Origin of the sequence: Bradyrhizobium sp. HKCCYLRH3073 (assembly GCF_051167995.1) — a bacterium.
Lineage (GTDB): Bacteria > Pseudomonadota > Alphaproteobacteria > Rhizobiales > Xanthobacteraceae > Bradyrhizobium.
In genome coordinates this window covers 60,480-86,025 of the sequence record NZ_JBNPUD010000007.1, presented here as the reverse complement: position 1 = coordinate 86,025, position 25,546 = coordinate 60,480, and the positions used below count along the sequence as shown (strand labels likewise).

Genomic DNA, 25,546 nt, shown 5'->3' with positions numbered 1-25,546 from the left:
CTTGGGGTCGGGACAGAGACGATGATCGAGAATCTTGGGCCTCAGCTTTGGGTGGTGCTGCCGGAGCTGCTGTTGGCCGTGGGGGCCATGGCGCTGTTGATGCTGGGCGCGTTTCGCGGGCAGGGGACGACGGGGCTCGTCACCTGGCTGGCGGTTGCTCTGCTGATCGTGGTCGGCATCCTCGTCTTCAGGCAGCCGGGCGGCCAGGCCTTCGGCGGCAGCTTCATCGCTGACAGCTACGCGCGCTTCCTGAAGATCCTGGCGATCATCGGCTCGATCGCGACTTTGGTGATGTCGGCGGAATTCTTGTCCAAGCCGGACCGCCGCATCTTCGAATATGCAATCCTGGTGCTGCTCTCGACCTTGGGCATGCTTGTCCTGATCTCGGCCGGCGACCTGATCTCGCTGTATCTGGGTCTCGAGCTGATGTCGCTCGCGCTCTACGTCGTCGCGGCCAGCCATCGTGACAACGTCAAGTCGACCGAGGCCGGCCTGAAGTACTTCGTGCTCGGTGCGCTGTCGTCGGGCATGCTGCTCTATGGTGCCTCGCTGATCTACGGCTTCACCGGCACGGTGAGCTTTGCCGGGATCGCGGCTGCCACCAAGACCGGCAGCGTCGGCATCATTTTCGGCCTCGTCTTCCTGTTCGCCGGCATGTGCTTCAAGGTCTCGGCGGTGCCGTTCCACATGTGGACGCCGGACGTCTATGAGGGCGCGCCCACCCCGGTGACGGCGTTCTTCGCCTCCGCGCCCAAGGTCGCGGCGATCGCCGTGTTCGCGCGCGTCGCGCTGACGGCGTTCCCGGGCATCACCTTCCAATGGCAGCAGATCATCGTGTTCGTCTCGATCGCCTCGATGGCGCTCGGCTCGTTCGCCGCGATCGGACAGACCAACATCAAGCGCCTGATGGCCTATTCGTCGATCGGCCATATGGGCTTCGCGCTGGTCGGCCTCGCCGCAGGCACGGTCGAGGGCGCGCAGGGCGTGCTGACCTACATCGCGATCTATGTCGCGATGACGCTCGGCTCCTTCGCGGTGATCATGGCGATCAAGCGGAACGGCCAGTCGTTCGAGAAGATCAGCGATTTCTCGGGGCTGTCGCGCACCAATCCGCTGCTCGCCTTCTTCTTCGCGATGCTGCTGTTCTCGCTGGCCGGCGTTCCGCCGCTCGCGGGCTTCTTCGCGAAATGGTACGTGTTCGTCGCCGCCATCAAGGGCGGGCTGTTCACGCTGTCGGTGATCGGCGTGCTGACCAGCGTGGTCGGCGCCTATTATTATCTGCTCATCGTCAAGACGATGTATTTCGACGAGCCGCTGCCGACGCTCGATCCGGTCAGGATCGAGCTGCGCACGGTGCTCGCGATCTCCGGCATCTTCAACATCCTGTTCTTCGCCTATCCCGGCCCGCTGGTCAGCGCGGCTGCGGCCGCGGCGAAGTCGCTGTTCTAGATGGCGTTTGCTCTCGGGTCCCGTGCCGCTGCGGCAGGTTACGGGCTCGTCACGTTCGATCAGGCGGGGTCGACCAACGTCGAGGCGCTGAAGTCGGCCAGAGAGGGCGGCAAGGCGCGGTGCTGGTTCGTCACGTCGGAGCAGACGGCCGGGCGCGGCCGTCGCCAGCGTCCGTGGATCGCGCCGCGCGGCAATCTGGCCTCGAGCGTGCTCGAAGTGCTGAACGTGGCTCCCGCCGTGGCCGCCACCCTCGGCTTCGCCGCGGGCCTGGCCATCGAGGCCGCGTTGCGCCAGGTGAGCCTCGAGGCTGCGCTGCGGTCCGGAGGCGGCGTGGCCTTTGCGTTGAAATGGCCCAACGACGTGTTGGCCGACGGCCGCAAGATCGTCGGCATGCTGCTCGAAGCGGAGCAGGTGGCTGGCGGGCTCGCCGTGGTTGCCGGCATCGGAACCAACGTGGTGGCGGCGCCGCCGGATACCCCGACACCGGCGGTCTCGTTGGCGGACCTCGGCATCCAGGTGGCTGCCGAGGATTTGTTCGCGGCCTTGTCTGACGCCTGGGTCGAATATTTCGGCATCTGGAACGAGGGCCGGGGCTTCGGTGATATTCGCCGGCTCTGGCTGGAGCGGGCGGCCGGCCTCGGGCAGCCCGTCGCCATCAGGTCCGGACATGCTATCATCGAGGGGATTTTCGACACGATCGACGAACAGGGTTGTATGCTGGTGCGGACCGCGGAGGGACGATTGGAGCCGATCACGGCAGGCGATGTTCATTTCGGCTCGGTCGCCTCCCAAGGAGCGGTCTAGATGGCACGTCCCGACGAACTGACTTTTGCACCGCTCGGCGGCGTCGGCGAGATCGGCATGAACCTGTCGATCTACGGCCTCGGCAACCGCCACCAGCGGTCCTGGCTCGCGATCGATCTCGGCGTCTCCTTCGGCGACGAGGAGCATCTGCCGGGCATCGACCTGATCATGCCCGACGTCGCTTTCCTGGAGAAAGAGCGCAACAACCTCGTCGGTCTCGTGCTGACCCATGCGCATGAGGACCATTTCGGCGCGATCATCGACCTGTGGCCGCGGCTGAAATGCCCGATCTACGCGACCAAGTTCAGCGCCGCTTTGTTCGAGGCCAAGTGCGAGGCCGAGCGCCTGCCGGCCAAGATTCCGGTCAAGGTGATTCCTTCCGGCGGCCGCATCGATATCGGTCCGTTCAACGTCGAGTTCATCCCCGTCGCGCATTCGATTCCGGAATCGCATGCGCTGGCGATCCATACCGAGGTCGGTACCGTACTGCACACGGGCGACTGGAAGATCGATCCGACGCCGGTGCTGGGCGCGCCGACCGACGAGAAGCGGCTGCGCGAGCTCGGCGATGCCGGATTGCTCGCGCTGATCGGCGACTCCACCAACGCGGTGCGCGAGGGGCGGTCGCCGTCCGAGGCCGAGGTCGCCAAGACCATCGCGGCTTTGGTGAAGGAAGCGAAGGGCCGCGTCGCCGTCACCACCTTTGCCTCCAACGTCGCGCGCATCCGCGCTGTCGCCGAGGCAGCGCGTGAGGCGGAGCGCGAGGTCGTCATCATCGGCCGCGCCATGGAGCGGGTGGTCCAGGTCGCGCGCGAAACGGGCTATCTCGACGGCGTGCAGAACTTCCGCGGCATGGATCTCTACGGCCACTTCCCGGCTGACAAGGTGCTGGCGCTGTGCACCGGCAGCCAGGGCGAGCCGCGCGCCGCGCTGGCGCGCATCGCCAATGACGACCATCCACTGGTCACCTTGAACAAGGGCGACACCGTCATCTTCTCGTCGCGCACCATCCCCGGCAACGAGAAGGCGGTCGGTGCCGTCATCAACGGGCTGGTGCAGCAGGGCATCGAGATCATCACCGACCGCAACCATCTGGTTCATGTCTCCGGCCATCCGCGCCGCGACGAGCTGCGCGACATGATCGCGTGGACGCGGCCGCAGCTCCTGATCCCCGTGCATGGCGAAGCGTTGCATCTGCACGAGCATGCGAGGCTGGCGCGCGCCTGCGGCGTGCCCAAGGTGATCACCTGCCGCAACGGCGACCTGGTCAAGCTCGGCCCCGGTGATCCCGGGATCATCGACGAGCTGCCGGCGGGACGGCTCTACAAGGACGGCAGCATCGTCGAGGACTCGAAGTCGCGCGCCGTGGTCGAGCGCCGCAAGATGGCCTTCGCCGGCTGCATCTTCGTCGCGCTCGCCATCACCGAGAAGGGCGAGCTGGCCGACGACCCCGAGGTCGACATGGTCGGCATCCCCGAGAAGAATGCGGCAGGCGAGGCGATGGACGACATCGTGTTCGACGCGGTCGTCTCGACCTTCGAAGGACTGCCACGCGCGCGGCGTCGTGATCCCGATGCCGCGGCGGAATCCGTGCGGCGGGCGGTGCGCTCGACGGTGAACGAGCAGTGGGGCAAGAAGCCGATCTGCCTCGTCCATGTCTTGGAAGTCTGACGCGGGCCAACAGAACGGCCGTTCAAAAGAAAAAGTGGAGGATGTCATGCTGGGCCGGCTCAACCACGTCGCCATCGCGGTCAAGGACGCCGAAAAGGCTGCCAGGATTTATGGCGCGGCGTTCGGTGCCGAGATCTCCCCCGCGGTGCCGCTGCCGGAGCATGGCGTGATCACCGTGTTTGTGACCCTGCCCAACACCAAGATCGAGTTCATCCAGCCGCTGGGCGAGGGGTCACCGATCGCCAAATTCCTCGAGCGCAATGCGGATGGCGGCATCCATCACGTCTGCTACGAGGTGGCCGACATCATCGCCTCGCGCGACACGCTGATCAAGGAGGGCGCCCGCGTGCTCGGCGACGGCCAGCCGAAGATCGGCGCCCATGGCAAGCCGGTGCTGTTCCTGCATCCGAAGGATTTTTCCGGCGCGCTCGTCGAGATCGAGCAGGCCTGAGCAGCGGGGGCAATCATGGCCTACATCATCTCAACCTGGCTTGCGATCTACTTCGTGCTGTGGTGGGTCATGCTGTTCGTGACCCTGCCGTTCGGCGTGCGTAGCCAGCACGAGACGGGCGGCGGTTCGCCCGGCACCGATCCCGGCGCGCCGACCATCAGCCTGATGGGGCGCCGCTTGATCTGGACCACGCTGTTGTCGGCGGTCGTGTTCGGCCTGGCGCTCCTGGCCTATCAGGCCGGCTATCTCAGCATCGAGCGGCTGTCACGGCTGATGGGAATTCCGTTCTAGCCGCGCTCGCATCGCACAACGTCCTCTCGAAGCCGATGCGCGGACGCGCGTCGGCTTTTTTGCTATAGGAGGTCAAAACAAGACCGACAGGGAGGTTGCGCGTGATGACATCGGCCGAGGCCCGGAACGGGACGCCATCGGGCTATCGCATTCTGAACGAGATTGATCTTCGAAACCATCTCGCGGGGATTCCTTCGGTCGCAGGGCAACTCGGCGGATCGGCTGAGCGCTGGTCGATCACCGAGGTCGGCGATGGCAACCTCAACCTGGTCTTCATCGTCAAGGGATCGTCCGGCGGACTCGCAGTGAAGCAGGCGTTGCCTTACGTGCGGCTGGTCGGCGAGAGTTGGCCGCTGCCGCTGTCACGCGCCCACTATGAGCATCTGGCGCTGACGTATCAGAACCGCCTTGGCCCCGGCCTCGTGCCGGCCATCATTCACCATGATCCGGCGCTGGCGCTGACGGCGATGGAGCTGCTCGAGCCGCACATCATCATGCGCAGGGGACTGGTCGCGGGCACGATCTACCCGGCCTTCGTCGATCACATCACGACCTTCATGGCGCGAACGCTGTTCTTCTCGTCCGACCTCGCGCTGTCTGCCGCCGCGAAGAAGGATGCGATTGCGAGCTTTGCCGGCAATCATGCGCTGTGCAAGATCACCGAGGACCTGATCTTCACCGACCCCTATCGCATCGCCGAGCAGAATCGCTGGACGTCACCGTGGCTCGACGCCACGGCCGCCGAGATCCGTGCCGATCTCGATCTGCACGTCGCGATCTCCCGGCTCAAGCTGAAATTCCTGTCATGCGCCGAGGCGCTGATCCATGGCGATCTGCACACGGGATCGATCATGGTGACGAATACCGAGACCCGGGTGATCGATCCGGAATTCGCCTTCTACGGCCCGATGGGTTTTGACGTCGGTGCCGTGCTGGCCAATTTGCTGATGGCGTATTTCGCCTCCGAAGGACATGAGCAGGAGCGCGGTAGTAGGGACGCCTTCGAAAGCTGGGTGCTTGCGACTGTCGATGAAGTCTGGACCGGGTTTGCCGACAAGTTCCTGGCGCTGTGGCGGAGTGAGGCGACCGGTGATGCCTATCCGCCGTCGCTGTTTCCGGGCGAAGCGGGAGCGACACGGCTGGAGACGGAGCGTCAGGCATACATGGCCGGATTGTTCCAGGATGCCGTCGGCTTCACGGCGGCGAAGATCATCCGCCGCATCCTGGGTCTCGCGCACAACATCGACTTCGAGCTGATCGAGGATGCCAAGCAGCGCGCGGTGTGTGAGGCGAGGGCGCTGCGGCTCGCGCGGACGCTGATGCTTGAGACGGCATCGTTTACGTCGATCGACACGGTAACGAAGGCCGCGCGCGAGCTGCGTCATTGGCAGCCGGGGTTCTAGACCTCGACAGAGGCTCCCGTCACCGCGAGAAGCGAAGCGACGAAGCAATCCGGAGGCGCGCGTGACGCCCTGGATTGCTTCCGCCTACGCCTTCGGCGGACATGTCAATTCGCTCGCAATGATGGAAGCAGGTGCGTAGGCTGGGCAAAGGCGCGCCGCGATGCATCAGCTCGGCCTCGTTCTTTCCCGCGCCGCGCCCACCATTTTCGCACCAAGCTTGCTGATGGACGGTGGGCACGCTGCCGCCCTGCGGGCGGCGGCTTTGCCCACCCTACGGCATCCCAGTTAGTCCGCCGCCTTGGCCCGCAGCCGTTGTGCGTAGACGTTGATCACCAGTGCCGCCAGCAGGATCAGGCCGCGGATCAGGATTTTCAGGAAGCTGTCGATGTTGACGTGGTCGAGGCCGTTGTTGAGGACGCCGAGCACGAACAGGCCGACGATGGTGTTGCCGATCCCGCCGCGGCCGCCGAACAGGCTGGTGCCGCCGACCACGACGGCGGCGATCGAGTCCAGCAGGTAGGTGTCGAACTCGTTCTGCTGCGCGCTGCCGAAATGCGCCACGCCGAGCATGCCGCCGATCCCGGAGCACACCGCCGAAATCACCATCACGCTGCCGAGGATGAGCTTGACGTTCAGGCCGGAATATTCCGCCGCCTCGCGGTTGCCGCCGACCATGTAGACGTAGCGGCCGAACCGCGTGTAGGTCAGCACGAGGTGCCCGAGCAGCAGCATCAGCGCCGCCACGATCACGATCCAGGGCACGCCCGCGATCGAGCCTGAACCGAGCGTCGTGATGATGGGCGGGACCTTGTAGGCGATCTGGCCGCGCACCAGCATCGCCGAGATGCCTGCGGCGATCTGCATCATCGCGAGCGTCATGATAAACGAGGGAATGCCGATCACGGTCAGGCCGAAGGCGTTGACCACGCCGAGCAGCGCGCACAGCGCGAGCGCGAGCAGGATGGCGGCAAAGCCGGGCATCGGCAGGTTGGCGATGTTGACGTAGGACTCCTGCAGGGTGAAGTAGGCCACGGCGATGCCGGTGACGTTGGCGATGGCGGCGATCGAGAGGTCGATCTCCGCGCACAGGATGACGAAGGTGAGGCCCACCGCAATGATGCCGGTGACCGATACCTGGGTCAGGATGTTGCCGACATTGTCGAGCGTTGCGAAAGATGGGCTTGCGATCGCGAAGAACGCGGTGAGGAAGATCAGCGTCAGGAACGGCGCGATGTTGCGCATCTGTGAGCGCAGCAGCGCTGCGACCCCGCCGGCGCGCCGCGGCTGCGCCTCCGGCATCGGAACGGTCTCGCCATGCGCCATGACAATCTCCCTACGCCGCCTCGAGCAGACGGTCTTTGCTGATGGTCTCGCCGGCGAATTCGCGCACGACCTCGCCGCGCTTGAGCACGATGACGCGATCGGCCAGCGACAGCACGGTCTCCGGCTCGGTCGAGAGCACGATCACGGCGATGCCCTGGTCGCGCAGTTGCCGCACGATCTGGATGACGTCGCTCTTGGCGCCGACATCCATGCCTCGCGTCGGTTCGCACAACACCAGGAGCCGCGGCGGATGGCTGAGCCATTTGGCGAGCGCCACCTTCTGCTGGTTGCCGCCGGAGAGCAGGCCGAGGTCGATCTCGACATCGGCAGGCCGGATCTGCAACTGCTCGACCTGGCGCTTCGCGAGCGCGCGCTCGTGTGCGGGCTTCAGCAGCACCGCGTTGATGCGGTCGAGGATGCTGATCGAGACGTTCTTGTAGACGGGCTCCTGCAGGAACAGCATGTCGCGGCGGCTCTCCGGCACGAAAGCGATGCCGGCGCGGCGCGCATCCGCCGTGCTCTTGAAGCGGTTGCGCTCGCCGGCGATGCGCAACTCGCCGGCGTCGGGTGCGAGTTTGCCGAACAGGATCCGCGCCAGCTCGAGCTGGCCGCAGCCCATGAAGCCGTAGATGCCGAGCACCTCGCCGGCGCGCACGGCGAACGAGACGCGCTTCAGATTGCGCGCCAGCGACAGGCCGTCGGCTTCGACGACCACGGGCTTGCCGGCCGTGGGCGCGGGCAGGGTGATGTCGTGGGTGTAGCTGTCCTCCAGCGCATCGCGTCCCTTGCCGATCATGGCCTCGATCAGCGCGGCCTTGCTGGTGTCCGCGGCACGCGTCTCCATGATCTTGCGGCCGTTGCGGAACACCGTGACCTCGTCGGAGATCAGCAGGATGTCCTCGATAAAGTGCGAGATGAAGATGATCCCCGTGCCTTGCTCGCGTAGCTTGCGCAGCGCCGCGAACAGCCGCTCGACTTCGGGCGGCGACAGCGCCGAGGTCGGCTCGTCCAGGATGATGATGCGGGCGCCGGAGAACAGCACGCGCGCGATCTCGATCAGCTGCTGCACGCCGATCGGGAGATCGCCGAGCCGGCTCATCGGATCGGCGTCGATGCCAAGGCGCTTGAGCTGCTCGGCGGCCTCGCGCGCCATCCGGCGCCACTGCACGATGCCCAGCGCATTGGTCGGCTGGTTGCCGAGAAACACGTTCTCGGCCACCGTGAGATCCGGGGCGACGCTCAGCTCCTGATGGACCATGGCGATGCCGGCTGCACGGGCATCCCGGGCAGAGTTGAAGTGAACCTCACGGCCGTCGAGCAGGAAGCGGCCGGAGAATCCGGTATGCACGCCGGCGATGATCTTCATCAGCGTGCTCTTGCCGGCGCCGTTCTCCCCGACGAGACCATGGATCTCGCCGGGGCGAAGCGTGAAGTCGACGCCGCGCAACGCGGTGACGCCGCCGAACGACTTGGTGATGTCCTGCAGTTCCAGAAGCGGCGGGCGGCTGTTCGACATGGGAGGGACTTCAGATCAGGAAATGATCCTCCATCCATTGCATGCCGGCGGCATTCGCCTTGGTCACGACCGGACCGTCGGTGATGACGTGCTTCGGAATGCCCTGGCCGCTCTTCTCGCCGGCGGTGACCGCCGCGACGCCGGCCACGATCGCGCCGCCGTGGATGCGGCAGGACGGATTGCGCACGGTCGCGAACATGCGGCCGTCGCTGACCGCCTGGATCGCAGGCGGCATGGCGTCGACGCCGCCGATCAGGATGTTGGTGCGGTTGCGCGCCTTCATGATGTTGTAGGCGGCAAGCGCCATGTCGTCATTGTGGAAGAACGCCGCGTCGATCTGCGGATATTTCGTGAGATAGGTCTCCCACAGCCGCGCCGCCTTCGACACGTCCCAGTCGGCCGGCTGCGTGTCCAGCACCTCGATGTTCGGGAACTGCTTGATCACCGAATTGAAGCCCTTGGCGCGGCCCTGTGCGCCGGTATGGCCGAGCGCGCCCTGCGTCATGATGATCTTGCCCTTGCCGCCCATCGCGTTCGCCAACGCCTGGGTGACGGATGCGCCCATGAACTCGTTGTCGGGTGCCAGGAACGAGTGGACATTGATCTGATCGAGCGGGGCGATCAGCGTGTCCATGTCGATGACGGGAATGCCGGCGTCGATCATCTTCTGCACCGGCTGGGTCAGGGTGCCGATGCCGAACGCCTGGATGGCGACGAAATCCCACTTCTGCGACGCCATGTTGTCGATCGCGGCGCGCTGTTTCACCGCATCGAGCTGGCCGTCGAACCAGGTGACCTCGATGTTGAGCAGCTTGCCCCACCATTCCGCGGCCTGCTTGCCCTGGGCGCACCAGGTCGCCTGCAGTCCGGCATTGGAGAACGCCGCCTTGAGCGGCTTTTCGGAACGGCCCATCTCGGCGGCCATCGCCGGATTGATGCCGAAGCCGGCGAGCAGCGCGGCCGCAGAGCCCGCGGCCGTCGCCGCCTGGAGAAGATCGCGCCTGGTCGTTTTCTTGGACGTTTTGTCAGTGCCGGGCATCCCGTGCTCCCTGTCCCATCGTTGTCCGGCGGCGTCATTGATCGCGCCGCCAAGATCTGCAGTGTTTCACAACCCAATTCATCACGCCACAGCCGGATGTTGTGCGTTGCACTGGATGGCTTTCGCGCTGCACGCGCAATGTCAGAAAACCGTGATGCACCCGTGGTACGCGGCAGCGCAGCTTTGGGAGAGAGCCTTTGGCAACGACACGCATCGCCGTGATCGCCGACATCCATCACGGCCGGGACACGCAGACGAAGCGTGGATCGGTGGCGCTGCCATTGCTCGAGCGCTTCGTCACGCAGATGAACGCCGAAAACATCGCTGCGGTCATCGATCTCGGCGACCGGATTTCCGACGAAGATCCCGAGCGCGATCGTCTGCTGCAAAGCGACGTCGCGATGTGTTTCGCAAAGCTTGCGCCGGCGCATCATCATGTCAGCGGCAATCATGATGTCGCATTGCTCAGTCTCGCCGATAATGAAGCGATCATGGATCGTCCGAGCGGGTCGCGGGCTCTGAACATCGGCGATGTCAGATGCGTGTTCTGGCAACCCGACGTGAGTCTGACGCGGAGCCGTGGCTTTCGCCTCTCCGCGGGCGATCTCGGCGCGTTGGTCCAGCTGCTTGCCCAGGATGACCGGCCGACCCTGCTCGTCAGCCACGTGCCGTTGTCAGGACAGGCTCAGACCGGCAACTACTACTTCGAAGCCAATCCGGAACACGCGGCTTATGCCGAGACCGATGCGATCCGCGCGGCGATCGCGGATGCGCCGTGCCCGATCGTCGCGCTCGCCGGGCATGTCCATTGGAATACGATGACGACGGTCGATGGCACACCGCATCTGACGTTGCAGTCGCTGACCGAGACGTTCATCTCGGGCGATCCAGCCGAAGCGGCTGGCCTTCTCGATATCGGAGATGGTTCGTTGCGCTGGAGCGTGACGGGCCGCGAACCGCTGTCGGTGACGTTGCCTTGGCCAAAGGCCAAGGCGCGGTGGCGTGCGCCATTGACACGCTTCGCGACGGCTGCGGTGGCTTGAGGTGGTGGCGTGTTCAGGTGGCGTTCATGCGGCCCGCAATACCGTAATGAAGACGGTGGCTGCCCTGCGAGGACTGCAAAAAAATAGAGCAGGGCAGCGGGCCCTGCTCGGAAATTGTGTCGACCCTTTAGATATCCCGCAAGTTCAGATTTGATCTTGTTAAGCGGGGTGACGCTGCTTGTTGCGCGCCAGGGCTCCTCCCGAGACTTGGACCACCAGACTTCCGCAAGCGTTAGCCTGAGGCCCAAATTCGTAGACGATCTTTTTGCGTTTGTCATCCTTTTCGGCAACGATTGTTCAAATTTCGCGCACTTCCTGAAATGATCGGTAAGTGCTTGCAATTGACGAGTTTTATTTTCGTGTTTTCTCGTGATAGGTGCCAAGTTACCGTATTTGACGGCGGCCCCTGAGGCGCGGCGGGATTGTTCTTAATCAACGACCGCTGGCGAAATGTGCCGACTGTGCCCTGCGCGACCTCGACTCCGGGCGTCCACTCGGGCACAAGAATTCGGTTCATTTGGCAGGCTTTGATGCGGCAGCGGCTGCAGGCGTTTCTCCCGATCATGCTGATCGCACTGATGGTGCAGATCCTGGCGCCGATCGGTGTTGCCTGGGCGGCGGCATCAGCCGCGGCCGATCCCCTGTACGGACTTGAGATCTGCCACGGCCAGCTGGGTTCCCAGCCGATTGACGATGGGTCGCCGGCGAGCCCTGCGCTTCACGGCTGTTCGCTGTGCTGCCTGGCGCAGCCGGTCACACTGGATGGGCCAGAGCTCTCCACCATCGCCGTTCCGCAACGCGATTCGGGCGAGGTCGTGTGGCGCGCCGGTGACCGGGCTGACGGGATCACCAAGGCTTTTTCGAACGCGCAGGCACGGGCTCCGCCCGCAGCGTGACGCGCTGGCCGTCGTGCGGCCCTGACCTCCCAAATCACATCACCATGACCTGCGTTGTCTGCGCGGCGATCGCCGTGCGGACATGCGCCGATCAACCAAGCTGGCGCATCGCCGCCAAGACAAGAAGGATAATCGACATGACCTTCCTCGGACGCTCTCTGCTCGCATTCGCTCTCCTGTTGGGAGGATCTTCCGCCGCCTTGGCCGCGGACGTGAAGGCCGGTGACCTCGTCATCACCCAGCCTTGGAGCCGCGCCACGCCGGGCGGCGCCAAGACGGGCGCCGGCTATCTGACCATCGAGAACAAGGGCAGCGCGCCCGACCGCCTCGTCGCGGTGACCGGCGACGTCGCCGGGCGAGTCGAGATTCACGAGATGGCCGTCACCAACGGCGTCATGACCATGCGTCCCCTCGACAAGGGACTCACGATCGAGCCGGGCAAGACCGTCGCGCTGGCGCCGGGCGGCTATCACCTGATGCTGATGGATCTGAAGAGCCCGCTGAAGCAGGGCGACAAGCTGCCGGTCACGCTGGAGTTCGAGAAGGCCGGCAAGGTGGCCGTGACGCTCGAGGTGCAGGCGGTCGGCGCCAAGGCACCAGGCGGCGAGGGCGGCGGCATGATGAAGCAGCATGATCATTCCGGCATGAAGATGTAGGCCGGGCGCTCTGCGGCTCCGACGGAGAGGCCGGCCTCGATGACGCAACGGGTGTTGAACGCCGCCATGATAGCCGGCTCGCGCGCGAGCCGGCTGCTGGCGGCCGACCGCACCCGACGTCCTGCCAATGTCCGTCAGAAGTTCGTCCGATATCTGCCGGTCGCGCTGCTAGCAATGCTGTTGCAGGTGTTGGCGCCAGTGGCGGCGTCCGCCCTGACGGCAGCGACGATCGTGACGGTCGATCCGTTCGGCGGGACGGCGATCTGCCATGCCGAGACGGATGCGGCGCCCTCTAATGGTGATACCGACCGCGCTGCCTGCGGCCTTGACTGCGTCATGTGCTGCGTGCTGCACGCCGCTGCGGCGCTCGATGCGCCGCCGGCGCCATTCGATGCGGCTCCGCTGCGTCTGACGGCGTCCATCGTCTGGACTGCGCGCGAGCTCCGCCTCGTTCATCTCCTCGCCCGGGCGCAGGCGCAACCAAGAGGACCCCCGTTCCTCTCCTGAGCACAGAACTCGTCGTCGGCGCCGCAGCAGCGCGCCGATCCGTTTTGAACCAGGAAGACCGGCCGTGTAGAGCCGGCATCGGGGAAGTCAAACATGTTCCGTCGTCATGCCCTGGGTGGCGTGAGCGTGGTCGCCTTGCAGCTCATGCTGCTGCAACCGGCCACGATCGCGCGCGCCGAGACCGAGAAGGAATTGCCGTCCGTCACCGTCGACGCGCCGCGTGCAGCACCACAACGGACCGTGCGCAAGCCGGTTGTGCAGGCCGCCTCCGTCCGCCCCCGCGCGCCGAAGCCGGCCGGCGCATCCGTGGCCGGCAGCTCCGGGCCGGGAGGAGCGGTGTCCGACCCAGCCTCGGCTGTCGGCGCCGCCCGCAACCAGCTCAGCCAGTCGCCGTCCGGCCAGACCGCAACCACCATCGACCGCAGCCGCTACGATGACCGGCCTGCGTTTTCCGTCGGCGACATCCTGCGCGAAAGCCCCGGTGTTTCGCTCAAGCAGGGCAACGGACCGCGCGATCTCGGCATCTCGATCCGAGGCTCCAACGCCCGCAACGGCTTCGGCATCCGCAACATCGCGCTGTTCGAGGATGGCTTTCCCGTCACGCAGCCGGACGGGCTGTCGCGCAGCGACCTGATCGATCCCCACGCCTATGGCGCGGTCGACGTCATCCGCGGCCCGTCCTCGGCGCTCTACGGCAACTATGCGACCGGAGGCGCCATCAACTTCCGCACCCGTCCGGGCGGCAGCATCGACGGCGCGGAGATCGGCAGCGAGGGCGGCAGCTTCGGCTATCTCAGCAACTACATGACCTTCGGCAAGAAGGTCGGCAATTTCGAGGGCTCGTTGTTCACCAGCGACGTCCGCGGCGACGGCTATCTCGGCAACGGCTGGTTCAACACCCAGACGGTCAACTTCCTCGGCACCTACAAGGCGACGCCGGATGACCGCTTCACGGTCAAGATCATCAACAACGACCTGTTTACGCGGCTGCCGATTCGATACACGCTGAGCCAGTACTATCAGAATCCATATCAGCAGGGCTGCACCACGAGAACGTCTGTGGCGGCCGGCTGCGCGACCGTCGGGCTCAACAAGAATGGAATCAATACGCTCGGTGGGGTTGATCAGGAGACCGCGTTGCAGGCGGGGCTCGGCCGCAACGATCGACGCACGATCGTCGGCGGCCGCTGGGAGCACGACTTCGACAACGACACGACCTGGCGCAACCAGTTCGTGTTCGACGACCGCAACATCAGCCAGCCGACAGGATCGACCAGCGCGATCGGCGACTATCCGTCCTACAACTACATGAGCGACATCACCAAGAGGGGAGAGATCTTCGGGCTGGAATCGACCGCCTTCTTCGGCGCGTTCTACAACACGCTGACCGCGTCCGGAGATACGCGCTTCGTCGTGCCCGGCGGCAACGCAGCGCTCGGCGGCCTCTCGGCCAACACCTGGAGCGAGACCACCAACTACGGCCTGCGAGCCCGCGAGGAGCTCAAGTTGACGTCGGCACTGACGGGGGTGGCCGGTCTCGGCTGGGAGCGCACCCATCTGCGCGGCGTGAACACCGCCTACACCTACGGCGCGACGGCAACGACGACCACGATCACGACGGCGGACCGGCAGTTCGACAATCTCGCCCCCGAGCTAGCACTGCTCTACAGGGTGAATAGCGGCTGGCTGCTGCGAGCTCGCGTCGCCACCGGGTACGGCACGCCGCAGGTCTCCAACCTGTTCGTGCTGCCGACCGGCGATTTCGGCAACAACACGCAGCTGAAGTCGCAGACCAATCTGGGCTACGACGTGGGGTTCGACTGGACGCCGAACCGGTCTCTGACCCTCAGCGCAACGGGCTTCTACGAGTTCTTCCGCAACGAGATCGTCACCCAGGCCGTCACAGGGACGCAGAACACGTCCTACACCTTCAACGCACCGCGTTCGGAGCATCGCGGCGTCGAATTGGCGGCCGATTGGCGGGTCCTGCCGGGCTGGCGGTTCACCGCTGCCTACACCTACCTCGACCAAGTCTACACCGAGTATTCTGAGAACCTTGTGAACGGCAGCAACCTGTTCGGCTTCAACCGCGCCGGCAACAAGATCCCCGGCATCTCGCCGAACGAGCTGACCGCGCGGCTCGGCTACGATCACGACAGCGGGCGGTTCGCGGGACTTGGTGCGTTCGTCGAGGTCCAGTGGAAGGACTCGTTCTATATGGACAATGCGAATTTGCTGAAGGCGCCGGGCTACGAGCTCGTCAATCTGAACGTCCACTACAAGACCGAGCTTGCCTCGGACACGTTCAAGTCGATGAACGTCTTCTTCGAAGTCCGCAATGTGTTCGACCGCACTTACATCGCCTCCGCGAACAACCTGCAGAATACGGTGACGGGCGCCGGCGTGCAGGGACTGGCAGGCACGGGAACGATCTACGCCGGCTCGCCGCGCGCGTTCCTGGCCGGGATGAAGGTGGCATTCCGATGAGGACCGAAATGACAAGGATCGCACGGCTTCGGAGCGGGCTCGTCGGGCTGGCGATCGCCATGCTTTGTCCGCTCACCGCCCGAGCCCAGATGGCGCACCAGCACGGGTCGGAGGCGGCATGCGAGGGCAACGAGCTCCGATGCGCCACCAAGGTGACGCCATTCTTCGCTGAAGACGGCAAGCTCTGGCTCGTCTGGATGGCCGGAGGACGGGTGTCGGTGGCGAGCTCGACCGACGGCGGGAAAACGTATTCCGCCGCCGCGCCGGTCACCGAGCAGCAGCTCAATCTCGACTGGGGGCCTGATGCCCGGCCGAAGCTGGTGGTCGATCGCAAAGGCGTTATAGCAGTGGCGTTCTCGATCTTCCGCGACCAGGCGTTCAACGGGCAGGTGCTGTACTCCAGGTCGGAGGATGGCGGCAAGAGCTTCGCGGCGCCCCGTCCCATCACGTCGAACAACGAAAGCCAGCGCTTCGAGGCGCTGGCGCTGGACCAGGATGGCACCGTCTTCGTGGCGTGGCTCGACAAGCGCAACCGGGTGCCGGCCAGGGCCGCAGGGCGCTCGTACGAGGGTGCGGCATTGTACTTCTCCTCGTCGCGCGATGGCGGCGCCACCTATGCCGAAGCGACGCTGGCCCAGGACAACACCTGCGAATGTTGCCGGCTCGGCGTTGCCTTCGCGGGGCCGGGACGTCCGGTGGTGATGTTCCGCAACATCTTCGAAGGCAGCGTGCGCGACCACGCCGTGATCACGTTCAGCGACCTCGGCACCCCCGGCGAGGTCTACCGGGTCGGCACCGATGATTGGCAGATCAAGGCCTGCCCGCATCAGGGGCCGAGCCTGACCGTGGCGCCGACCGGCACCTATCATGTCGCCTGGTTCACCAGCGGCAAGGTTCGCAAGGGGCTGTTCTACGCGCATTCGCGCGACGGCGGCCGGACGTTCTCGGAACCGATGGCGATCGGCCAGGCCGACCGCAATCCGACGCGACCCTATGTGCTCGCGACCCAGGACACCACGACGCTGGTGTGGAAGGAGTTCGACGGCGAGCGCACCACGGTGATGGTGATGCAATCCCGCGACGATGGCGAGACGTGGTCGAAGCCGCGCGCGCTTGCCAGCACGGACAATGCGTCGGATCATCCGCTGCTGGTCGCCCATGGCAGGCAGATCTTCCTGTCCTGGATGACCAAGTCGGACGGCTATCGGTTGCAGCCGATCGGAGATGAATCATGACACGCGCATTCGCCGCCCTTGCGATCTTTGGCCTCGTCGCCTTGACGGCGTCGAGCACCGCAGCTCCACCGTCGCTGAAGCCGTTCGAGCGCGGCACCTGGCGCGAGGTGCTGCGGGCCCATGCGGGTCGTCCGACACTGATCCATTTCTGGGGCGTCACCTGCGGCCCCTGCAAGATCGAGCTGCCGCAGCTCGGCAAGTTCATGTCCGATCATCCCGAGATCGACGTGGTCACCGTCAGCGCCGACCTGGTGCCGAATCTGGATGCTGCGACCCAGGCCATGCTGGACAAGGCCGGTCTCACCACGGCGGAGAACTTCATCTTCAACGACGGTTACGTCGAGCGCCTCCGGTTCGAGATCGATCCGTCCTGGCAGGGCGACATCCCGCGCACGATGCTCGTGACCCGCGAGGGCGTGGTCTCGACCATCGAAGGCAGCGCCGAGATCAGCGATCTCGACAAATGGTCGTCGGAGCAGGGGCGGGGGCACTAAGGCGTCTAGGGCGCGCGGGATCCTGCCCGGGCGCCCAGTGCGAGCCTCGTCACGGCGGCGTGCGCCGTTCATCCTCCACTTCAGCGGAACCGGTAAATTGATTGGGAATCCGGCGGCTTAGCCGCCTTTTTTCAAACCCAGCCTTGTGTTTTGCCGCCTGATCCGGTTTGACTGCGCCAGCCCGAACCGAATCTTGAAGGCCTCGCCCATGCGTCTGTCGCGGTTTTTCCTACCCATTCTGAAAGAAAATCCGAAGGAAGCCGAGATCGTCTCGCATCGTCTGATGCTGCGCGCGGGCATGCTGCGGCAGGAGGCGGCCGGCATCTATGCCTGGCTGCCGCTGGGCTTCAAGGTGCTGAAGAAGATCGAGCAGATCGTGCGCGAGGAGCAGAACCGCGCCGGTGCGCTGGAACTGCTGATGCCGACGCTGCAGCTCGCCGACCTCTGGCGCGAGAGCGGCCGCTACGACGCGTATGGGCCGGAGATGCTGCGCATCAGCGACCGCCACAAGCGTGAGTTGCTGTACGGGCCGACCAACGAGGAAATGATCACGGAAATCTTCCGTGCCTATGTGAAGTCCTACCGCAATTTGCCGCTCAATCTCTATCATATCCAATGGAAATTCCGCGACGAGCAGCGTCCGCGCTTCGGCGTGATGCGCGGCCGCGAGTTCCTGATGAAGGACGCCTATTCGTTCGATCTCGACGAAGCCGGCGCGCGGCGCGCCTACAACAAGATGTTCGTCGCCTACTTGCGCACCTTCGCGCGGATGGGCCTGAAGGGCATCCCGATGCGCGCCGAGACCGGTCCAATCGGCGGCGATCTCAGCCATGAATTCATCGTGCTCGCTGAGACCGGTGAATCCGGCGTCTACTGCGACCGTGACGTGCTCGACCTGCCGATCCCGCCGGCCTCCGTCGACTATGACGGCGACCTGACCCCGATCATCAAGCAATGGACCTCGCTCTATGCGGCGACCGAGGACGTCCATGACGCGGCCCGCTTCGAGGCCGAGGTGCCGGCCGAGCGGCGGGTCCATACCCGCGGCATCGAGGTCGGCCAGATCTTCTATTTCGGCACCAAATATTCCGAGCCGATGAAGGCCCTGGTCGCCGGCCCAGAGGGGGCGGAGGTCACCGTCCACGGTGGCTCCTATGGCGTCGGCGTGTCACGGCTGGCTGGTGCGATCATCGAGGCCTGTCACGACGAGGCCGGCATCAAATGGCCGGAGGAGGTCGCCCCGTTCCGCGCCGTCATCCTCAACCTGAAGCAGGGCGGCTCCGACACCGATGCCGCTTGCGAGCAGCTCTATCGCGATCTGCTCGCCAAGGGGGTCGACGTGCTCTACGACGACACCGAGCAGCGCGCCGGCGGCAAGTTCGCCACGGCGGACCTGATCGGCATCCCCTGGCAGATCATGGTCGGACCCAAGAGCCTTGCCGAAGGCAAGGTCGAGGTGAAGACTCGCAGCGACGGCGCCCGCCAGATGATGTCCCCGGCGGACGTCGTGGCACGGCTCGGCGGCGGGACATCGGCTGGCTGAGGCGCTCGTTCGATCATCGGATTATCCACCGGGGCTGCCCGCCCCTTCAGGCCAATCCGGCCACATTCGGCCCGAATCATGGGATGATCGCACAATGGATGACGCCATGACCGAACCGGTGCAGACCACCACTCCCTTCGCTCCCTTCGAGTGGATGCTGTCGGGGCGCTATCTGCGTGCGCGCCGCAGGGAGGGGTTCATCTCCGTGATCGCGGGGTTCTCCTTCCTCGGCATCATGCTGGGCGTCGCAACCCTGATCATCGTGATGGCGGTGATGAACGGCTTCCGCAAGGAGCTGCTCGACAAGATCCTCGGCCTGAACGGGCATCTGCTGGTGCAACCGCTGGAGTCGCCGCTCACCGACTGGAAGGACGTCTCCGACCGGATCGCGCAGGTGCAGGGCATCCGCCTCGCCGCGCCGGTGGTCGACGGACAAGGTCTCGGCTCGTCGCCCTTCAATGCGTCCGGTGTGTTCATCCGCGGCATTCGCGCGCAGGACCTCACGAACCTGACGTCGATTGCCAAGAACATCAAGCAGGGCTCGCTGGAAGGTTTCGACGAAGGCCAGGGCGTCGCGATCGGCCGCCGGCTTGCCGACCAATTGTCGCTGCATGCCGGCGACAGCATCACTCTGGTCGCCCCGAAGGGCGCCGTGACGCCGATGGGCACCACGCCGCGCATCAAGCCCTACAAGATCGCGGCGGTGTTCGAGATCGGGATGTCCGAATACGACGCCAGCTTCGTCTTCATGCCGCTGGCCGAAGCGCAGGCCTATTTCAACCGCAACAACGACGTCACCGCGATCGAGATCTTCACCAGCAATCCCGACAAGGTGGAGGAGTTTCGCAAGACGGTGACGGAGGCGGCCGGCCGCCCGATTTTTCTCGTCGACTGGCGCCAGCGCAACTCGACCTTCTTCAATGCGCTGCAGGTCGAGCGCAACGTGATGTTCCTGATCCTGACCTTGATCGTGCTGGTCGCCGCGCTCAACATCGTTTCGGGACTGATCATGCTGGTCAAGGACAAGGGCCAGGACATCGCCGTGCTGCGCACCATGGGGGCTTCGCAGGGGGCGATCATGCGGATATTCCTGATCACCGGCGCTTCGATCGGGGTGGTCGGCACGCTCACCGGATTTGTCGTCGGCCTCCTGATCTCGATGAACATCGATTCGATCAGGAAGTTTCTGTCCTGGCTGACGAGCACCGATCTGTTTCCCAATGAGCTCTATTTCCTGTCGAAGCTGCCGGCTGAGATCGATGCCGGCGAGACTGCGGCCGTTCTGATCATGGCCTTGACCCTGTCTTTCCTGGCTACGCTGTATCCATCCTGGCGCGCGGCCCGATTAGACCCGGTCGAAGCGCTTCGCTACGAGTGAGGCGCTGATGGAAGAGCAGGGGGCAGAGGATGTGCCGGTCGTTTATCTCCACGAGATCAAGCGGCGGTACATGCAGGGCGAGCAGCAGCTGACCATTCTCGACGGGGCCAAGCTGGCGCTGTGGGCCGGGCAATCGGTGGCGCTGGTGGCGCCGTCGGGCTCAGGCAAGTCGACATTGCTGCACATCGCGGGCCTCCTGGAGAGCCCCGACGAGGGCGAGGTCTATGTCGGGGGCGTGCCGACGTCGCAGCTCACCGACATCGAGCGCACCCAGATGCGCAGGACCGACATCGGTTTCGTCTACCAGTCGCACCGGCTGCTGCCGGAGTTTACGGCGCTGGAGAACGTGATGCTGCCGCAGATGATCCGCGGCTTGAAACGGTCCGAGACGGTGAAGCGGGCGACCGAGATCCTGGCCTATCTCGGCCTCGGCGAGCGGATCAAGCACCGCCCGGCCGAACTCTCCGGCGGCGAGCAGCAACGCGTCGCGATCGCGCGTGCGGTCGCCAATGCGCCGCGTGCGCTGCTGGCGGACGAGCCGACCGGCAATCTCGATCCTGCCACCGCCGATCACGTCTTTCACGCGCTGATGCAACTCGTGAAGGCCACGCGGGTCGCGATGCTGATCGCGACCCACAACATGGAGCTGGCCGGCCGCATGGACCGGCGCGTCTCCATCGTCGGCGGCAAGGTCGTCGAGCTGGATTGAGTCAGGACGCAGTCAGGGCCTGATCACCGTCATCTGGAATGGCTCGCGATGAGCGGCGGCGTGGGCGACCGCGTCGTTGGCATGATCGAGGTCGAAACAGGTGGGCTCGAACTGCGCGAGCTCGAGCAGCCCGGCCCGGATCAGCGCGACCATCCTGACCGCAGCATCCGGCGGATACATCCAGACGCCGTGGATCGTGATGCAGTCGCGCATGATCCATGGATAGGGCAGCTCGAGCCCCGCTCCGCCCAGCATCCCGACGCCGCCCATCAGCACTACGCGCCCATAGGGACGCACGGTCATCACGGCTGATCGCACGACCCCGGCCGAGACCGACGGCGGCATGATGTCGAGCACGCAGTCGATCGGACGCGGCGACGCGCGCTTCATGCGTGCGGTGTCCTCGCTCTCGTCGCCGGAGAGTCTGACCGGGTGGACGCGGGGGCCGAACCGGCGCTTCAGCTCCGCCAGCATGGCCTCGTTGCGGCCGGAGGCGACGACCGCAGCGGCGCCCATGGCGAGCGCCACCGCAACCGCGGCGCTGCCGAACCGGCCGGTGGCGCCGCTGACCAGGACGGTCTCGCCCGCCTGCAGATGGGCGGCAAGAAAGCCGCCATAGGGCACGAGCAGGGTGCCGAGCGCGCACCACCGTGCCGCGTCGTTAGCGTCGATGGCCCCGATCGGCTTGGCGTTCTCCGTCGGCACGCGCATGCGCTCGGCAAACGAGCCGTGCCGGAAATGCTGTTGCAGCTTCAGCCCGCCCGGTCCGCGCGCGCTCAGGCCCTGCAGGGTGATGTCAGGGGCGAGGGCTGTGTCACGCGAGCGCACGGTTGGATCGCAGTACACCCAGTCGCCGATCGCGAGATGCGTCGCATCGGGGCCGAGGGCGCTGATCCGGCCGATGCCCCCGGTCCCCGGGATGACCGGCAGGTCCAGCAGGTACTTCCGCTCGCCGCTGAAAACCTCGTTGGCATAGGACAGCACGCCGGCCGCGGCGACGTCGACGATGACCTCGCCGGTGCCGAGCACGGGGTCTTCGACACGCTCGATCTCGAGCGGCGATCCAAATCGTTTGAGTACGGCGGCCTTCATGGTGCTTCTCCATTTCGCGATGGCGAGGCTGCAGCCTGCCGGTCTATGCTCCGCGCAGGAAGGCCTGGTATTATCCTGGGATTGGGCAAGCCCAGGCTGGCAAGCCGCCTCGAAAGCGAACCATGAGGGATCCAGCGCATGAGTGATCAGCGCCATGCCGAGCTCGGCAACTTCCTGCGCTCGCGGCGCGAGAAGCTGACGCCGCAGGCGGTCGGACTCGCGACCGGGCGGCGGCGACGCACCGCAGGGCTGCGGCGGGAGGAAGTGGCCGAGCTCGCTGGCATCGGCGTCGACTGGTACATCCGAATCGAGCAGGGCCGGGCGGTGAAGCCGTCCTCCTCGACCATCGATGCGCTGGCGCGCGCCCTGCGCCTGAGCCGAACCGAGCATGCTCATCTCAAGGCGCTGGTGCGCGATCCCACGCGCAAGCCGTTCGTGCGCGAGCAGGTGCCGGTCCGGCTGCGCGAGCTCGTGCAGAGTCTGAACCAGCCGGCCTACATCTCCGGACGACGATGGGATGTGCTGGCCTGGAATGCCGCGGCGGACGAGATCTTCGGCTTCTCGCAACTCGCCGACGACGAGCGCAACACGCTGGTGCTGATGCTTTGCAAGCCCGGCGTGCGCCGGCTGTTCGGCGCGCAATGGAAGGAGCTGGCGCAACGCATGGTCGCGCAGTTTCGCGCGACCTATGATCTGTGGGCGGGCGATCCCGCCTTCGTCGATCTGATCGCGCGGCTGCGGCACGGCAGCCGCGAGTTCGACGGTCTGTGGGCGGCGCACGACATCAACCCGCTTGCTGCGGGCGAGAAGCTGCTCGAGCACCCGAAGAAGGGCCGCGTGAGGCTGCGATACGCGACGTTCCAGTCCAACGACGATCCCGCGCTGAAGCTGGCGATCTACTACACGTGATGACGCCGCCGCTGCGGACGAGCGCGCGCGTTCGGCCTCGCCCGGCAGGCATCATACAATCGACTGCTTTGCGGATGATGATGCTACGCATTCGCAGGACCCATCGTGCTGCCCCGAAGAATCCACGACTGGGACGCCAGAAGGTTCGTTACGTGACCGGGAGTTTCCCGATCACGATTTTGCCGTCGCTCGTATTGTGGCCATGGATGGACGACGGTCACGACTCCTCCATACATCTTATTAGTTGTTTGTTCATGTTGCGGTCAAAGCCTTGAAAAACAGGCCTTTGCGCCCAATCCCATAAAAGCCGGAAAGAATGGTTCTGATCTGCACATCGGTTTGATGTCGGCGGAGCGAATGCGGGTGGCATAGTCGCTTCGTCGCGCTGCATGTTTTTCGCAGGGAACCAGAGGGCCTGGGGACTTTGGGACAGAAGCTACGGAGTTCGATGATGAAGACGCTTTTCGGCGCAACGGTGGGGCTCGGCGCAATCGCGGCGGCGACGTCTGCATTCGCAGCTGATCTTCCAATGAAGAAGGGACCGTACACCAAGGCGCCGCCCGCCGTCGTGGCGACGGTGTATGACTGGAGCGGCTTCTATGTCGGCTTCAACGCCGGCGGCGGTTCCAGCCGGGATTGCTGGAATCTGGTTTCGAACGCCGGCGTGGCGGTGAACCCGGCCGCCAATCGCGAGGGTTGTTCCGGCGGTGGCGGCGCGGCGGTCGGCGGCCAGGTCGGCTACCGCTACCAGATGGCCAACTGGGTGTTCGGCGTCGAGGCGCAGGGGGATTGGGCCAACTTCAAGGGCACCAATCGCAACCTGATTCTTCCCAATGTCAGCGACCGGTCACGCACCAACGGCTTCGGCCTGTTCACCGGCCAGGTCGGGTATGCCTTCGACAACATTCTCGGCTATATCAAGGGCGGTGCCGCGGTCGTCGGCGATCGCTACGACACCTTCACCACGGGCACCAACGTGATGCTCGATCGGGCCAACACGACGCGTTGGGGCGGCACGGTCGGTGCCGGCATCGAATATGGCTTTGCGCCGAACTGGTCGGTCGGCGTCGAATACGATCACATTTTCCTGGGCAACAAGAACCTGAACTTCGTCGCCGCGGCCGGCGCGCCCGCGATGACTCATCGCATCAAGCAGGATATCGACATCGGGCTCGTGAAGCTGAACTACAAGTTCGGTCCGGGTTTCGGGATGATGCGCTGACGCAACGTCACCCTCGATTGCTCCGGTTCGTCGAAGCCGCGGCTTCGACGAACCTTGATGCTACGGCCTGAGACGGCAACGCGTCGCGTTGAAGGCGGGGACGGGTCAGTCCTCTTCGAACACGAACGGGTTGGGGAACGGCGCGTAGGGATTGGGCGCCGGCGGACGCGGCTTGATCCGCGGCCTGTGCGGATACGGATAGGGCGTCGCGCGCGGGTCATTGCTGACGCCGGCGAAATAGGGATTCGCGATGCAGTTCAGCAGGCGTCCCGACGCCGTCGCCTGGCATTGCGCGTAAGTGTCGAAGGTGCAGTGGCTCAAGCCCGGAAACTCATCACCCTGCAGGCAGAACGCATGTCTGACACCGACGGCGTGAGCCGGGGCATGGGTTGCGACCACGAGGCCGGCTGCAGCCAGGGCCGCGAATAACACCTCACGCATCAACGATCTCCCTTCATCCCTTCGATGACCAGAACGCGGGTGCATCATGGCGAAGCACTGGCGCGGCCCTGACGTGTGTAGTCGGTCGGCTCTCGATTGCAAGCTGGAAAGTTCCATCAACACACTGTGATTACAGATTAATTTCCCGACATGTCTCACGGCCTTTCAGCAGCGAGCTGTGACCGAGCGGCTACAGCAATTGTGGCGCAGATCGTTAAGAGGTGCGGCTGGCCTGGGGGCCAAATGAGACGAGACTGGACCTGTGATGAAGAAACTTCTGTTGACGACGACGGCGCTCGTGGTGCTGGCCTCGCCGGCGCTTGCTGCGGATCTCGCCGCGCGTCCCTACACGAAGGCACCGCCGCCGGTGATGGCTGCGATCTATGACTGGAGCGGCTTCTACATCGGCGTGAACGGTGGCGGCGGCTGGAGCGAGAATACCTGGGATCTGGTCGGCGGCGGCCGCGAAGGCTCGCATGATGCATCCGGCGGCACCGTCGGTGGCCAGGTCGGCTATCGCTGGCAGATGGGCCAGATCGTGTTCGGCGTCGAGGCGCAGGGTAACTGGGCCGACCTCACCGGCGACAATCAGAGCGCGCTGTTCGGAACGCGTAACCGCACCAAGACCGATGCGTTCGGCCTGTTCACCGGCCAGGTCGGCTACGCCATCAACAACGTGCTGCTCTACGCCAAGGGCGGTGCGGCCGTGACCAGCAACAAGTACACGATCACCAATGCGGCGACCGGCGCGTTCCTCGCCTCAAACGACGACACGCGCTGGGGCGGCGTGGTCGGTGCCGGCGTCGAATACGGCTTTGCGCCGAACTGGTCGCTGGGCGTCGAGTACGACCATCTGTTCATGGACCGCCAGACCGTCAGCTTCGGCGCGCTCGGCTCCGACAGCATCAAGCAGGACGTCGATCTGTTCACCGCCCGCCTGAACTACCGTTTCGGTGGCCCGGTCGCGACGCGCTACTGAGTCGATCC

24 protein-coding genes are annotated in these 25,546 nt (G+C 65.1%); 19 read left to right on the top strand and 5 right to left on the bottom strand.

All coding sequences use genetic code 11. From position 1 onward, the window contains the following. The first annotated feature begins 21 nt into the window (after positions 1 to 21). The 6 genes from nuoN to mtnK all read left to right on the top strand — a co-directional run bounded on the left by nuoN (position 22) and on the right by mtnK (position 6,069). Complete coding sequence (gene nuoN, locus ACQR1X_RS17885) at positions 22 to 1,449, top strand: NADH-quinone oxidoreductase subunit NuoN (RefSeq protein WP_316237401.1); 1,428 nt, start codon at positions 22 to 24, stop codon at positions 1,447 to 1,449. Beyond that, a complete protein-coding gene (locus ACQR1X_RS17880) occupies positions 1,450 to 2,253 on the top strand; it encodes a biotin--[acetyl-CoA-carboxylase] ligase (RefSeq protein WP_315799704.1) in 804 nt (267 codons plus the stop codon). It begins immediately after the preceding gene. Next, positions 2,254 to 3,924 (top strand): ribonuclease J, encoded by a 1,671-nt coding sequence (locus ACQR1X_RS17875; RefSeq protein ID WP_434899294.1) that lies wholly within the window; start codon positions 2,254 to 2,256, stop codon positions 3,922 to 3,924. A 46-nt stretch (positions 3,925 to 3,970) separates the two neighbouring features. Next, the gene (mce, locus tag ACQR1X_RS17870) at positions 3,971 to 4,375 is read left to right on the top strand and encodes a methylmalonyl-CoA epimerase (protein WP_434893427.1); all 405 of its coding nucleotides are present in this window, start codon (positions 3,971 to 3,973) and stop codon (positions 4,373 to 4,375) included. A 15-nt stretch (positions 4,376 to 4,390) separates the two neighbouring features. Further along, positions 4,391 to 4,666: a DUF1467 family protein gene (locus tag ACQR1X_RS17865; RefSeq protein ID WP_315799707.1), complete on the top strand. Its 276-nt coding sequence runs from the start codon at positions 4,391 to 4,393 to the stop codon at positions 4,664 to 4,666. A 101-nt stretch (positions 4,667 to 4,767) separates the two neighbouring features. Beyond that, positions 4,768 to 6,069, top strand: a complete 1,302-nt coding sequence (gene mtnK, locus ACQR1X_RS17860) for an S-methyl-5-thioribose kinase (protein ID WP_434840129.1) — start codon at positions 4,768 to 4,770, stop codon at positions 6,067 to 6,069. Positions 6,070 to 6,354: 285 nt separating this feature from the next. Here mtnK and ACQR1X_RS17855 read toward each other — a convergent pair whose 3' ends face one another. The 3 genes from ACQR1X_RS17855 to ACQR1X_RS17845 are packed head-to-tail and all read right to left on the bottom strand — an operon-like array spanning position 6,355 to position 9,947. Further along, on the bottom strand, positions 6,355 to 7,392 hold the full coding sequence (locus tag ACQR1X_RS17855) for an ABC transporter permease (protein WP_315799708.1): 1,038 nt from the start codon (positions 7,390 to 7,392) through the stop codon (positions 6,355 to 6,357). A gap of 10 nt (positions 7,393 to 7,402) precedes the next feature. Next, positions 7,403 to 8,908 (bottom strand): sugar ABC transporter ATP-binding protein, encoded by a 1,506-nt coding sequence (locus ACQR1X_RS17850; protein WP_315799709.1) that lies wholly within the window; start codon positions 8,906 to 8,908, stop codon positions 7,403 to 7,405. 10 nt (positions 8,909 to 8,918) lie between these two features. Then, positions 8,919 to 9,947: a sugar ABC transporter substrate-binding protein gene (locus tag ACQR1X_RS17845; RefSeq protein ID WP_434899293.1), complete on the bottom strand. Its 1,029-nt coding sequence runs from the start codon at positions 9,945 to 9,947 to the stop codon at positions 8,919 to 8,921. 197 nt (positions 9,948 to 10,144) lie between these two features. Here ACQR1X_RS17845 and ACQR1X_RS17840 point away from each other — a divergent pair, with 197 nt between their 5' ends. The 10 genes from ACQR1X_RS17840 to ACQR1X_RS17795 all read left to right on the top strand — a co-directional run bounded on the left by ACQR1X_RS17840 (position 10,145) and on the right by ACQR1X_RS17795 (position 20,895). Continuing rightward, complete coding sequence (locus tag ACQR1X_RS17840; RefSeq protein ID WP_434874412.1) at positions 10,145 to 10,990, top strand: metallophosphoesterase family protein; 846 nt, start codon at positions 10,145 to 10,147, stop codon at positions 10,988 to 10,990. A 530-nt stretch (positions 10,991 to 11,520) separates the two neighbouring features. Next, entirely contained in the window at positions 11,521 to 11,886 is a 366-nt protein-coding gene (locus ACQR1X_RS17835; RefSeq protein WP_315799712.1) for a DUF2946 family protein, read from the top strand. 137 nt (positions 11,887 to 12,023) lie between these two features. Beyond that, positions 12,024 to 12,542, top strand: a complete 519-nt coding sequence (locus ACQR1X_RS17830; protein WP_434846898.1) for a copper chaperone PCu(A)C — start codon at positions 12,024 to 12,026, stop codon at positions 12,540 to 12,542. Between the two features lie 39 nt (positions 12,543 to 12,581). Continuing rightward, positions 12,582 to 13,049: a DUF2946 family protein gene (locus tag ACQR1X_RS17825; protein ID WP_316217863.1), complete on the top strand. Its 468-nt coding sequence runs from the start codon at positions 12,582 to 12,584 to the stop codon at positions 13,047 to 13,049. Positions 13,050 to 13,142: 93 nt separating this feature from the next. Then, entirely contained in the window at positions 13,143 to 15,536 is a 2,394-nt protein-coding gene (locus tag ACQR1X_RS17820; RefSeq protein WP_434899292.1) for a TonB-dependent receptor domain-containing protein, read from the top strand. An 8-nt stretch (positions 15,537 to 15,544) separates the two neighbouring features. Next, positions 15,545 to 16,771 carry a sialidase family protein gene (locus tag ACQR1X_RS17815; protein WP_434899291.1) on the top strand — a complete coding sequence of 409 codons (1,227 nt, stop codon included), beginning with the start codon at positions 15,545 to 15,547 and terminating at the stop codon, positions 16,769 to 16,771. Next, entirely contained in the window at positions 16,768 to 17,265 is a 498-nt protein-coding gene (locus tag ACQR1X_RS17810) for a TlpA family protein disulfide reductase (protein WP_315799717.1), read from the top strand. The genes ACQR1X_RS17815 and ACQR1X_RS17810 overlap by 4 nt, the downstream gene beginning before the upstream one ends. A gap of 208 nt (positions 17,266 to 17,473) precedes the next feature. Continuing rightward, positions 17,474 to 18,808, top strand: a complete 1,335-nt coding sequence (gene proS / locus ACQR1X_RS17805) for a proline--tRNA ligase (RefSeq protein ID WP_316181326.1) — start codon at positions 17,474 to 17,476, stop codon at positions 18,806 to 18,808. A gap of 94 nt (positions 18,809 to 18,902) precedes the next feature. Beyond that, complete coding sequence (locus tag ACQR1X_RS17800; RefSeq protein WP_316181325.1) at positions 18,903 to 20,186, top strand: lipoprotein-releasing ABC transporter permease subunit; 1,284 nt, start codon at positions 18,903 to 18,905, stop codon at positions 20,184 to 20,186. A 7-nt stretch (positions 20,187 to 20,193) separates the two neighbouring features. Then, positions 20,194 to 20,895 carry an ABC transporter ATP-binding protein gene (locus ACQR1X_RS17795; protein ID WP_316181324.1) on the top strand — a complete coding sequence of 234 codons (702 nt, stop codon included), beginning with the start codon at positions 20,194 to 20,196 and terminating at the stop codon, positions 20,893 to 20,895. Positions 20,896 to 20,907: 12 nt separating this feature from the next. Here the strand turns inward: ACQR1X_RS17795 and ACQR1X_RS17790 are convergent, their stop codons facing one another. Further along, entirely contained in the window at positions 20,908 to 21,987 is a 1,080-nt protein-coding gene (locus tag ACQR1X_RS17790; protein WP_434874408.1) for an alcohol dehydrogenase catalytic domain-containing protein, read from the bottom strand. Between the two features lie 138 nt (positions 21,988 to 22,125). Between ACQR1X_RS17790 and ACQR1X_RS17785 the strand changes: the two genes are divergently transcribed. Then, positions 22,126 to 22,896 (top strand): helix-turn-helix transcriptional regulator, encoded by a 771-nt coding sequence (locus tag ACQR1X_RS17785; RefSeq protein WP_434848753.1) that lies wholly within the window; start codon positions 22,126 to 22,128, stop codon positions 22,894 to 22,896. A gap of 448 nt (positions 22,897 to 23,344) precedes the next feature. Then, positions 23,345 to 24,118, top strand: a complete 774-nt coding sequence (locus ACQR1X_RS17780; protein ID WP_315799722.1) for an outer membrane protein — start codon at positions 23,345 to 23,347, stop codon at positions 24,116 to 24,118. A 105-nt stretch (positions 24,119 to 24,223) separates the two neighbouring features. On the opposite strand, the gene ACQR1X_RS17775 is transcribed toward ACQR1X_RS17780, so the two are convergent. Continuing rightward, entirely contained in the window at positions 24,224 to 24,559 is a 336-nt protein-coding gene (locus ACQR1X_RS17775; protein WP_434874407.1) for a DUF3551 domain-containing protein, read from the bottom strand. Positions 24,560 to 24,824: 265 nt separating this feature from the next. On the opposite strand from ACQR1X_RS17775, the gene ACQR1X_RS17770 reads away from it, so the two are divergent. After that, positions 24,825 to 25,538 (top strand): outer membrane protein, encoded by a 714-nt coding sequence (locus ACQR1X_RS17770; protein WP_315711588.1) that lies wholly within the window; start codon positions 24,825 to 24,827, stop codon positions 25,536 to 25,538. Positions 25,539 to 25,546 lie beyond the last annotated feature (8 nt).

Bases quoted from the DNA above. Each gene is read 5' to 3' on its own strand.
- ACQR1X_RS17815 (WP_434899291.1), top strand. From the start codon at position 15,545: ATGACAAGGATCGCACGGCTTCGGAGCGGGCTCGTCGGGCTGGCGATC.
- ACQR1X_RS17845 (WP_434899293.1), bottom strand. From the start codon at position 9,947: ATGCCCGGCACTGACAAAACGTCCAAGAAAACGACCAGGCGCGATCTT.
- ACQR1X_RS17855 (WP_315799708.1), bottom strand. From the start codon at position 7,392: ATGGCGCATGGCGAGACCGTTCCGATGCCGGAGGCGCAGCCGCGGCGC.
- ACQR1X_RS17850 (WP_315799709.1), bottom strand. From the start codon at position 8,908: ATGTCGAACAGCCGCCCGCCGCTTCTGGAACTGCAGGACATCACCAAG.
- ACQR1X_RS17770 (WP_315711588.1), top strand. From the start codon at position 24,825: ATGAAGAAACTTCTGTTGACGACGACGGCGCTCGTGGTGCTGGCCTCG.
- ACQR1X_RS17835 (WP_315799712.1), top strand. From the start codon at position 11,521: ATGCGGCAGCGGCTGCAGGCGTTTCTCCCGATCATGCTGATCGCACTG.
- ACQR1X_RS17875 (WP_434899294.1), top strand. From the start codon at position 2,254: ATGGCACGTCCCGACGAACTGACTTTTGCACCGCTCGGCGGCGTCGGC.
- ACQR1X_RS17780 (WP_315799722.1), top strand. From the start codon at position 23,345: ATGATGAAGACGCTTTTCGGCGCAACGGTGGGGCTCGGCGCAATCGCG.
- ACQR1X_RS17880 (WP_315799704.1), top strand. From the start codon at position 1,450: ATGGCGTTTGCTCTCGGGTCCCGTGCCGCTGCGGCAGGTTACGGGCTC.
- ACQR1X_RS17830 (WP_434846898.1), top strand. From the start codon at position 12,024: ATGACCTTCCTCGGACGCTCTCTGCTCGCATTCGCTCTCCTGTTGGGA.
- ACQR1X_RS17825 (WP_316217863.1), top strand. From the start codon at position 12,582: ATGACGCAACGGGTGTTGAACGCCGCCATGATAGCCGGCTCGCGCGCG.
- ACQR1X_RS17795 (WP_316181324.1), top strand. From the start codon at position 20,194: ATGGAAGAGCAGGGGGCAGAGGATGTGCCGGTCGTTTATCTCCACGAG.
- ACQR1X_RS17865 (WP_315799707.1), top strand. From the start codon at position 4,391: ATGGCCTACATCATCTCAACCTGGCTTGCGATCTACTTCGTGCTGTGG.
- proS (WP_316181326.1), top strand. From the start codon at position 17,474: ATGCGTCTGTCGCGGTTTTTCCTACCCATTCTGAAAGAAAATCCGAAG.
- ACQR1X_RS17800 (WP_316181325.1), top strand. From the start codon at position 18,903: ATGGATGACGCCATGACCGAACCGGTGCAGACCACCACTCCCTTCGCT.
- ACQR1X_RS17790 (WP_434874408.1), bottom strand. From the start codon at position 21,987: ATGAAGGCCGCCGTACTCAAACGATTTGGATCGCCGCTCGAGATCGAG.
- nuoN (WP_316237401.1), top strand. From the start codon at position 22: ATGATCGAGAATCTTGGGCCTCAGCTTTGGGTGGTGCTGCCGGAGCTG.
- ACQR1X_RS17775 (WP_434874407.1), bottom strand. From the start codon at position 24,559: ATGCGTGAGGTGTTATTCGCGGCCCTGGCTGCAGCCGGCCTCGTGGTC.
- ACQR1X_RS17820 (WP_434899292.1), top strand. From the start codon at position 13,143: ATGTTCCGTCGTCATGCCCTGGGTGGCGTGAGCGTGGTCGCCTTGCAG.
- ACQR1X_RS17810 (WP_315799717.1), top strand. From the start codon at position 16,768: ATGACACGCGCATTCGCCGCCCTTGCGATCTTTGGCCTCGTCGCCTTG.
- ACQR1X_RS17785 (WP_434848753.1), top strand. From the start codon at position 22,126: ATGAGTGATCAGCGCCATGCCGAGCTCGGCAACTTCCTGCGCTCGCGG.
- mce (WP_434893427.1), top strand. From the start codon at position 3,971: ATGCTGGGCCGGCTCAACCACGTCGCCATCGCGGTCAAGGACGCCGAA.